The following is a 9328-nucleotide window of genomic DNA, read 5'->3' as shown; positions in this document are numbered from 1 at the left end:
TTCAGGAAGTCCTGCACTTCGGGGGTATCGAAAATCTTCACGGTCATGGTGGATTCCTCTTGGATTCTCTTTATTCACCCGTCCGATGACGGGCGCTGGCGTGATTCATCCGTGACTCAGGAGTCGTCCTCGCGGATGGAGGACGGATGGCGACACAGCGGCTTGACGCTGATCTCCATGTAGGGGAAGAGGGGCAGGTTGGAGACGATCTCCTGCAGCTCGGCGTTGTCCTCGACGTCGAAGATGCTGACGTTGGCGTAGCTGCCGGCCACGCGCCACAGGTGGCGCCACTTGCCGGAGCGCTGCAGCTCCTGGGAGTAGGCCTTCTCGGTGGCCTTGATCTCGGCGGCCTGCTCGGCCGGCATGGACGGCGGCAGCTTGACGGTCATTTCAACCTGGAACAGCATGGGTCTCTCCTCCTCTCAGTCTGATCGCAGCCGCCAACTTTCTCGACGCATGAATAATTGGCGGGCCATCGCTTGCAGGGCTCTTATTTACGGGCGTAGTGGTTCAGCTTGTCTTCGTCGAGGGTGATGCCGAGGCCAGGCCCCTTTGGCAGGTCGACACCGAACTCGTGATAGTTGAGCGGCTCGACGACGATGTCGTCCTTGAGCAGCAGCGGGCCGAACATCTCGGTGCCCCAGGCCATCTCGGGCAGGGTCGCCCAGGCGTGCAGGGAGGCGGCGGTGCCGATGGTGCCCTCCAGCAGGGTGCCGCCGTAGAGACCGATGCCCGCGGCCTGGGCCACATGGGCCAGCTCCAGCACGCCCTGCAGGCCGCCGGACTTGGCGATCTTGAGGGCGAAGGCGCCGTTGAAGCCGCCGCGGGCCAGGTCGAGGCCGTCGCGGGCGTCCTGCACCGCCTCGTCGGCCAGCATCGGCACGTTGAAGCGATCGGCCAGGCGGATCAGGCCGGCATGCTCGCGGGCCGGGATGGCCTGCTCGATCAGTTCGATGCCGGCGTCCTGCAGGGCCTGGATGCCGTAGACGGCGGTGGACTCGTCCCAGGCCTGGTTGACGTCGACCCGTACGCTGGCCCGGTCGCCCAAGGCCTCCTTGATGGCGGCCACGTGGCGCACGTCGTGCTTCACCGGGTTGGCGCCGATCTTCAACTTGAAGTCACAGTGACGACGCTGCTCGAGGCGCAGCTGTGCCTCCTCGATATCCTTGGCGGTATCGCCGCTGGCCAGGGTCCAGAGCACCGGCAGGTGGGTCTGGCGGACTCCGCCCAGCAGCTCGGCCACGGAAAGGCCCAGGCGCTTGCCCTGGGCGTCGAGCAGCGCGGTCTCCAGCGCCGACTTGGCGATCATGTTGCCGCGGGCATGGCGATTGAGCAGGGCGCGCAGGGCATTGATGTTGCCGGAGGGCTGACCGATCAGCAGCGGCGCCAGGTAGGCGTCGATGTTGCACTTGATGCTCTCGGGGCTCTCGGGGCCATAGGCCAGGCCACCGATGGTGGTGCCCTCGCCCAGGCCCTCGATGCCGTCGCTGTGACGCATGCGCACGATGACCATCGTCTGGCAGGCCATGGTGGTCATGGAGAGCTTGTGGGGACGGATGGTCGGCAGGTCGACCAGCAGCGTCTCGATGGACTGGATGGTGGCGGTCATGGCGGCTCCCGGTGCGGGCAATAAGGTGATTGCATGGCAGTCTGATTGCAGCGGGAAGATCCAACCAATATTGTTTGGGTGACCTGCCATACCCAGGAGGTATCATGGAGCTGCGCCATCTCAGGTACTTCTGTGTCGTCGCGGAGGAGCTCAATCTCACCTGTGCGGCCGAGAGGCTGCATATGTCGCAGCCCCCGTTATCCAGACAGATCAAGCAGTTGGAGCAGGAGGTGGGCGCCGAGCTGTTCGAGCGCGGGCCTCGCGGCCTGCGCCTGACCCCCACGGGGCTGTTCTTCCAGCAGCATGCCCTGCAGATCCTCGAGAAGGTGGACGCCACGGTGGAGGCCACCCGCCGCATGTCGAGAAGCCAGCGCACGCTGTTCGGCATCGGCTTCGTGCCCTCGGTGTTCTACGGGCAGTTGCCGCTGCTGGTGCGCGACCTACGACAAAAGGATAATGTCGAGCTGAGCCTGACCGAGCTGACCACCGTGCAGCAGGTCCAGGCCCTCAAGGCGGGGCGCATCGACATGGGCTTCGGGCGCCTGCGCATCGACGACCCGGAGGTGGAGCAGGAGGTACTCTTCGACGAGCCGATCATGGCCGCGGTGCCCTGCGGCCACCCCCTGGAGGGCACCACCCCCACCCTCGAGGAGCTGGCCCGCTACCCGCTGATCCTCTTTCCCGCCAAGCCCCGCCCCAGCATGGCCGATATCATGCTGGGCATGTTCCGCCGCCAGGGCCTCAAGGTCGAGGTGGTCCAGGAGGCCAACGAGCTGCAGACCGCGCTGGGCCTGGTGGCCTCGGAGATCGGTATCAGCCTGGTGCCGGAACAGGTCAAGCGGGTACGCCGCGACGGCGTGAGCTTCGTCTACCTGGCCGACCGGAGCCTGACGTCGCCGGTGCTGTGCAGCCGACGCCGCGGCGAGACCCCCTCGCCGATCATGCAGGAGGCCAACGCCATCCTCGAGGTGCTGGTGGAGAACCGCCGCCGCGGGCGCTATCCCTGAGCCGCGGGCGCTATCCCTGAGCCTGAGGCAGCAACGCGGCGATATCCCGCCGAAACAGGGCCGCCAGCCGCTGGGCGCCCGGGCTCAATGGCACGCCTTGAAGCTTCAGCAACGCTTGCCGTACAGTTGCCGACCCGCCCAGGCTGCGAGGCAGCGTGAACCCCAGGCTAGGGGCCCCACGATATGCACACAACAAAGGCAGGTTCATTACATGAATAAAGGAGAGTAATATCACTTGCCTGACGGCCCGTTAGGAGGAGACACCATGCTGCGGCTGGCGGAGATCGACGTGAACCTGCTGGTGGTGTTCGACCTGCTCTACCGGGAGCGCAACACCCAGCGGGTCGCCGACCGGCTCGGGGTGACCCAGCCGGCGGTCAGCCATGCGCTGAAGCGGCTGCGCCGGCTGCTGGCCGACGAGCTGTTCGAGCGCACCTCGCGGGGCCTGCAGCCGACCCCCCGCGCCAGCCAGCTCCACCCGGGGATCGCCGAGGCCCTCGCCAGGCTGCACGACACCCTCAACCTTCACGACGACTTCGACCCGGCGACCAGCGAGCGCACCTTCCGCCTGGCCATGACCGATATCGGCGAGATCGTCTTCCTGCCGCGGCTTCTCGGCTACCTGGCCAGGGAGGCCCCCGGCGTCCGGCTCAGCACCCTGCGCAGCCATCGGGAGGACCTGAAGCGAGACATGGAGGAGGGGCGGGTCGACCTGGCCATCGGCCTGATCCCCCAGCTGGGGGCCGGCTTCTATCAGCGGGGGCTGTTCGTGCAGCGCTACGTCTGCCTGATGCGTCAGGATCACCCGCTGGCCGCGGGCACCTTCGGGCTGGAGGAGTTCAAGGCCGCCACCCATGCGGTGGTGGTGGCGAAGGGGACCGGGCACGGCATCGTCGAGGAGGAGCTGGCCCGCGCAGGCGTGACGCCCGGTCAGGCTGGCGCTGCCCCACTTCGCCGCCGTGCCCTACATCATCCGCGACAGCGACCTGGTGGTCACGGTGACCGACAAGTTCGCCGAGGCCACCCGGGAACGCTTCGGCCTGGCGGTGCGCGAGCACCCCCTCGCCTTCCCCGAGATTGCCATCAATCTCTTCTGGCACCGGCGCTTCCACCGGGATGCCGGCAACCGCTGGCTGCGCGGGCAACTCTTCGCGATGTTTGCCGAGTGAGACCGCGACCGGCGCCCGCTTATGGCGCGCCGGCCGATCAGGCGCGAGGCGGGCTCAGCTCGGCTGCGCCCAGGCGGCCCGGCTGCTGTGGACGGCGCTCTTGTGGGTGATCTTCCAGCGGCCGTCGAGCTTGATCAGCGCCAGCACGTCCACCCAGGAGTCGGCCAGGTCCTCGGTGTTATCGAAGCCCAGCAGCACGCTGGCCACCTCACCGGCCTGGGTCACCTGGATGACACGCCCCCGCACCGGCCGGTGGCTGGTCGCCCAGCGCTCGAAGCGGTCGCGGATCAGGTCCTTGCTGAAGCCGCCCTCGGCGTCCACCGCCAGGATCCAGGCGTCCCCGTGGAAGGCTTCCTCGAGCTTCTCCCGACGGCCCTGAAAACCCTCCACGTAGCACTGCACCACGCGCACGATCTCGTCATGGTCAGGCGTACGGGCATCGACTGTCGTGTTCATGCACTTCCCCTCCGGGTATCGCAATAACCTGAACGCCGCCTGCCGTGAGACGGCAGGCGGCGTGTACCCGTGCGGATGGCTCAGGCGGGCTGGCCGAGACCGAGGATCTCGCGGGCCTGCTGCCAGGTGGCCACCGGGCGCTCGTACTTCTCGCAGAGGGCCACGGCGCGCTCGACCAGGGCCGCGTTGGAGGGGGCCAGGGTGTCGCGGTCGATGCGCACGTTGTCCTCGAGGCCGGTGCGGGTGTGACCGCCGGCGGCGATGGACCACTCGTTGAGCAGGAGCTGGTTGGAGCCGATGCCGGCGCCACACCACTGGGCGTCGGGCGCCAGGCGCTTCAGGGTCTCGATGTAGAAGTCGAAGGTCGGCTTGTCCACCGGCATGGCGTTCTTCACGCCCATCACGAACTGGACGTAGAGCGGCGCCTTGAGCTTGCCCTGCTTCGACAGGTTCACCGCCTGGTGGATGTGCGACAGGTCGAAGGCCTCGATCTCGGGCTTGATGTCGTACTTGAGCATCTCCTCGGCCAGCCAGTCCACCAGCTGCGGCGGGTTCTCGTAGACCCGGTTGGGGAAGTTGTTGGAGCCCACCGAGAGGCTGGCCATGTCGGGCTTGAGCGGCAGCATGCCGCCACGCTCCTCGCCCGCGCCGGAACGGCCGCCGGTGGAGAGCTGGATGATCATGCCCGGGCAGTGCTTCTTCAGGCCTTCCATCAGGCGGGCGAACTTCTCGGGATCCGAGCTCGGCGTCTGGTCGTCGTTGCGCACATGGCAGTGGGCGATGGTCGCCCCGGCCTCGAAGGCCGCCTGGGTGCTCTCGACCTGCTCCTCGATGGTGACCGGAACGGCCGGGTTGTTTTCCTTGCGCGGCAGGCTGCCAGTGATGGCAACGCAGATAATGCAGGGATTGGACATGGTGACCTCTCGTTACGCCATGACGCTGCGCTGGCGTGGATGGTGGAGTTGTTCGAGCTCGCGGTGCGATGGCGAAGGGGGCGCCGGGATCACGTGCAGCGGCGGATCGCCGGCACAGCGCCGTCGAGATTCATCGCCACCGGCCAGGGGCGTGCCGTCGGCTCGCAATGTTCGCATCACGAACATAGTTTTGTACTGCGAACAAATTTAGCTCGCTTTCGGCCGGGCGTCAAATCCCGGAAGCGCCGGGAGCATCGAAACAGCTGCCGACCAGGTCGACCAGGTTGGCCAGCGCCGGGGAGTCGTTCGACTCCCGCCAGGCCATCCACAGCGGCATGTCGCAGCGGGTCAGCTCGTCCAGGAGCAGGTAGCGCACCCCGGGCATGGGGTGCCAGCGGCTGGCGGCGGGCACGATGGCGAGGCCGAGGCCGGCGGCCACCATGCTGAGGATGGTGATGTTATCGGCCCCGTACTGCACCACCCGCGGCTCGAACTGCAGGCGGGCGAAGTGGGCCATCACCCGGTCATAGTAGACTGGTGAGACGCTGCGAAAGCCCCACACGAAGTCGGCCTCGGCGAGCTCCGCCAGGCGGCTCGGCGGCGCGTCCGCCCAGCGCGAGGCCTCCGGCACGGCCAGCATCAGGTGGTCATGCTGGAGCGAGCGGGTGACCAGGCCCGGCTGCTCGGCGCTGTCCAGATAGAGGATGCCGACGTCCAGTTGCCCCTCCCGCAGCCGCTCCAGCTGGGGCCCGGAGAGCAGCGGGAAGACCTCGAAGCCGACCTGGGGGTAACGGTCGCGATAGCGCCTCAGCAGGGTGGCCACCTCCGGCACCCACAGGTGGGTCACCGTCACCCCCAGGCTCACCCGGCCGATCAGCCCCTTGCCCAGCGCCGAGAGCCGCGACCGGATGCGGGTCCGGGTATCCAGCAGCTGTACCGCCTCCTCGAAGAGCGCCCTGCCGGCCACCGTCGGCTGCACCCCGCGGGCGTGGCGCACCAGCAGCCGGGTGCCCAGGTCCTCCTCCAATAGTCGAATCTGGCGGGTCAGTGCCGGCTGGGCGACATGCACGCGCCGGCTGGCGGCGGAGATCGAGCCGGTCTCTATCACGGCCACGAAGTAGCTGATCTGGCGGAATTCCATGGGTCACCTCACCGAGGCCTGAGGGGGATGGCAGGACGCTACCCATATCAATACAGCATGGCAACCATGCGAAAGCCATATTTTTGCTATCGAGATTCCTCTCCCATAGTGAGCGGACAACCCATAACAAGTCTCGCCCTGGGCGAGCTGGACCCTCACCATGACCAAGACCTACCATCTGCTGACGGGGCTGCACTTCGCGCTGTGCACCCTGGCCATGATCTGGCCCGGCGCGCTGATCGCCAACCGCATCGAGCCCACCGTGCTCGGCCTCCCCTTCCTGTTCTTCTGGTACATCCTGTGGATGCTGGTGCTGTTCGCCGGCATGTGGGTGGCCTTCGTGGTTCGTCACGGAGGTGGCCGCCATGAATGATTCACTGATCGTCGTCGGCATCACCCTCACCTACCTCCTCGGCGTACTCTGGGTGGGGCTGCGCGCCCGCGGCCAGGAGAGCTCGAGCCTCGAGGGCTATGTCGCGGGGGGGCGCCACGTGGGCGTGGTGATCCTCTTCTTCATCCTCGGCGCCGAGATCTTCTCCGCCTTCGCCTTCCTGGGGGCACCCGGCTGGAGCTACCAGCACGGTGCGCCGGCCTTCTACATCCTCGCCTACCTGTCGCTGGTGCCGATCACCATCTGGGCCATGGGCCCGCGGGTCGCGGAACTGGGGCGCCAGAAGGGCTACCTGACCCAGGGCGACATGATCGCCGACCATTACCAGAGCAAGCCGCTCGGGATACTGGCCGGGGTGATCGGCGTGCTGGCCCTGGTGCCCTACCTGACCATCCAGATCGCCGGCGCGGGGCTGCTCTTCCAGGCCGCCACCGATGGCCTGATTCCCTTCTGGCTCGGTGCGCTGCTGGCCTTCGTGGTGGTCGCCGCCTACGTCTTCTGCAGCGGCCTGAGCGGCATCGGCTGGACCAACCTGATCCAGGGCATCATGATGATCGCCATCGCCTGGTTCCTGGGCCTGTCCATCTCCGAGCGCCTCTACGGCGGCGTGGGCGAGATGTTCAGCCAGATCCAACTGACCATGCCCGAATACCTGACCATGCCCGGGGCCACCGGCATGAACTGGGGCTACTTCAGCACCGCGGTGCTGGTCAGCGCCTTCGGCGGCGCCATGTGGCCGCACCTGTTCATGAAGTTCTACTCCGCTGACAGCGGCAAGACCCTGCGCAAGGTCAGCGTCTTCTACCCGCTCTACGCCTACCTGCTGGTGCCGCTGCTGTTCATCGGTTTCGCCGGCATCCTGGTGTTTGCCGACGAGCCCCTGGTGCGCTCCGACACCGTGCTGCTGCGCATGGTCATGGACGTGGCCAACTTCTCGCCCTGGATCATCGGCCTGATGCTCTCCGGCGCGCTGGCGGCGGCCATGTCCACCGGCGCCAACCTGGCCCATACCGCCGCCATCGTGCTGGTGCGCGACGTGGCCGGCCCCACCCTGATGAAGGGCGCCAGCGAGAAGACCACCGTCAACGCGACGCGCTGGAGCGTGCTCGGCCTGTCGCTGATCGCCTACCTCTTCGCCCTGGCCAATCCGGCCTCCCTGGTGCTGCTGCTGCTCGGCGCCTACGGCCTGATCGTCCAGCTCTTCCCGATGGTGCTCGGCGCGCTCTTCCTGCCGAAGCTGCGGCGCGCCAGCGTCATGGCCGGCGCCCTGGTGGGCAGCCTGGCCTACCTGCTGATGGAGTTCGCCGTCGGCTCGCCGCTCGGCTGGCACGCCGGCGTCTGGGCCATGCTGCTCAACGTGGGCACCGTGGCGCTCTGGCAGCGGCTCTTCCAGCCGGCCCGCAGCGCCCAGCCACAGTCCGGCACCACCCCCCAATGAGCGCCACGGAGGCCATGATGACCACCCTGACCCCAGACCAGGATCTCAAGGACGCCATCGGCGCCCAGGTAGACGCCACCCTCGAGGAGGTCCAGGCGCTCTATCGCCAGCTGCACCAGTACCCCGAGCTGCCCTTCCAGGAGTACAGGACCAGTGAACGGCTCGCCGAGGCCCTGGAGGGCCTGGGCCTTGAGGTGACCCGCGGCGTGGGGGGCACCGGTGTGGTGGCCCTGCTCAGGAACGGCGAGGGCCCCACGGTGCTGCTGCGCGGCGACATGGACGCGCTGCCGATCAAGGAGCAGACCGGCCTGGACTACGCCAGCACGCGGACGGTCGAGACCGAGGGCGGCACGGTACCCCTGATGCACGCCTGCGGCCACGACCTGCACAGCAGCTGCGTGGTCGGCGCGGCCGGGGTGATGGCCGCCCTCCGGGAGCACTGGTCCGGCACCCTGATGCTGGTCTGCCAGCCCGCCGAGGAGATCTTCGGCGGCGCCCGGGCCATGCTCGAGGATGGCCTGTACGAGCGCTTCGGGCGGCCCGATGTGATCCTCGGCCAGCACAACATGCCGGCCCTGGCGGGCACCGTCGGCCATATCGCCGGCGGTGCCATGGCCGCCTGCACCAACCTGGCGGTGACCATTCACGGCGCGGGTGGGCATGGCTCCATGCCCGCCCAGACCGTGGACCCGGTGGTGATCGCCGCCCATGTGGTGACCCGCCTGCAGAGCATCGTCTCCCGCGAGGTACCGCCGGAGGAGACCGTGGTGGTCACCGTCGGCAAGCTTGCCGCCGGCACCCAGGCCAACATCATCCCCCACTCGGCGGAGCTGGAGATCAACGTGCGCAGCTTCGACAACGCCCTGCACCGCCAGGTGGTGGAGAGCATCGAGCGCATCATCCGCGCCGAGTGCGAGGCCGGCCGCTCGCCCAAGCCCCCCGAGTTCCGGGTGCTCAACGAGACCATCGCCCTGCACAACGACCCCGTGGCGGTGGAACACGTGCGCCGCGCCCATGGCGCGCACTTCGGCGAGGCGAACCTCTACGCGATGCCGCGCCTCAACGGCAGCGAGGACTTCCCCTTCTTCGGCAACGCCGAGGCGGGGGGCTTCGGCGGCGAGGACATCCCCTGCGTCTACTGGTTTATCGGCGCCACCCCGCCGGCGCGCTGGGCCGATACCCCGGGCGGCAGCGTCACGGAGA

Annotated in this window: 10 protein-coding genes; 5 read left to right on the top strand and 5 right to left on the bottom strand. The window is 67.8% G+C overall.

Translation table 11 applies throughout. The annotated features are described in order from the left end of the window. Positions 1–116: 116 nt before the first annotated feature. Together catC and J5F18_RS04135 are read right to left on the bottom strand one after the other, a co-directional pair. Positions 117–407, bottom strand: a complete 291-nt coding sequence (gene catC, locus J5F18_RS04140) for a muconolactone Delta-isomerase (protein ID WP_346301064.1) — start codon at positions 405–407, stop codon at positions 117–119. Positions 408–490: 83 nt separating this feature from the next. Beyond that, a complete protein-coding gene (locus J5F18_RS04135) occupies positions 491–1609 on the bottom strand; it encodes a muconate/chloromuconate family cycloisomerase (RefSeq protein WP_346301063.1) in 1119 nt (372 codons plus the stop codon). A gap of 104 nt (positions 1610–1713) precedes the next feature. On the opposite strand from J5F18_RS04135, the gene J5F18_RS04130 reads away from it, so the two are divergent. Then, on the top strand, positions 1714–2616 hold the full coding sequence (locus J5F18_RS04130; RefSeq protein WP_346301062.1) for a LysR family transcriptional regulator: 903 nt from the start codon (positions 1714–1716) through the stop codon (positions 2614–2616). Positions 2617–2881: 265 nt separating this feature from the next. Next, positions 2882–3895 carry a LysR family transcriptional regulator gene (locus J5F18_RS04125; protein ID WP_346301061.1) on the top strand — a complete coding sequence of 338 codons (1014 nt, stop codon included), beginning with the start codon at positions 2882–2884 and terminating at the stop codon, positions 3893–3895. On the opposite strand, the gene J5F18_RS04120 is transcribed toward J5F18_RS04125, so the two are convergent. From J5F18_RS04120 to J5F18_RS04110, 3 genes are all read right to left on the bottom strand, one after another. Further along, positions 3840–4241 carry a nuclear transport factor 2 family protein gene (locus tag J5F18_RS04120; protein ID WP_346301060.1) on the bottom strand — a complete coding sequence of 134 codons (402 nt, stop codon included), beginning with the start codon at positions 4239–4241 and terminating at the stop codon, positions 3840–3842. The two genes, J5F18_RS04125 and J5F18_RS04120, sit on opposite strands and share 56 nt — an antisense overlap. Before the next feature lie 80 nt (positions 4242–4321). Then, entirely contained in the window at positions 4322–5155 is an 834-nt protein-coding gene (locus J5F18_RS04115; RefSeq protein WP_346301059.1) for a 3-keto-5-aminohexanoate cleavage protein, read from the bottom strand. 229 nt (positions 5156–5384) lie between these two features. Continuing rightward, a complete protein-coding gene (locus J5F18_RS04110; protein ID WP_346301058.1) occupies positions 5385–6296 on the bottom strand; it encodes a LysR family transcriptional regulator in 912 nt (303 codons plus the stop codon). A 160-nt stretch (positions 6297–6456) separates the two neighbouring features. On the opposite strand from J5F18_RS04110, the gene J5F18_RS04105 reads away from it, so the two are divergent. From J5F18_RS04105 to J5F18_RS04095, 3 genes are all read left to right on the top strand, one after another. Continuing rightward, entirely contained in the window at positions 6457–6669 is a 213-nt protein-coding gene (locus J5F18_RS04105; protein ID WP_119023053.1) for a hypothetical protein, read from the top strand. Continuing rightward, the gene (locus tag J5F18_RS04100; protein WP_346301057.1) at positions 6662–8125 is read left to right on the top strand and encodes a sodium:solute symporter family protein; all 1464 of its coding nucleotides are present in this window, start codon (positions 6662–6664) and stop codon (positions 8123–8125) included. Before J5F18_RS04105 ends, J5F18_RS04100 begins: the two co-directional genes overlap by 8 nt. Before the next feature lie 17 nt (positions 8126–8142). Next, positions 8143–9328: amidohydrolase (locus J5F18_RS04095; RefSeq protein WP_346301056.1), on the top strand; the 1186-nt coding region annotated here is incomplete at its 3' end.

The sequence above is a fragment of the Halomonas sp. BM-2019 genome (genome assembly GCF_017584085.1).
Note: the sequence above shows the minus strand (reverse complement) of the source record. Positions and strands in the feature narration are given on the sequence as shown.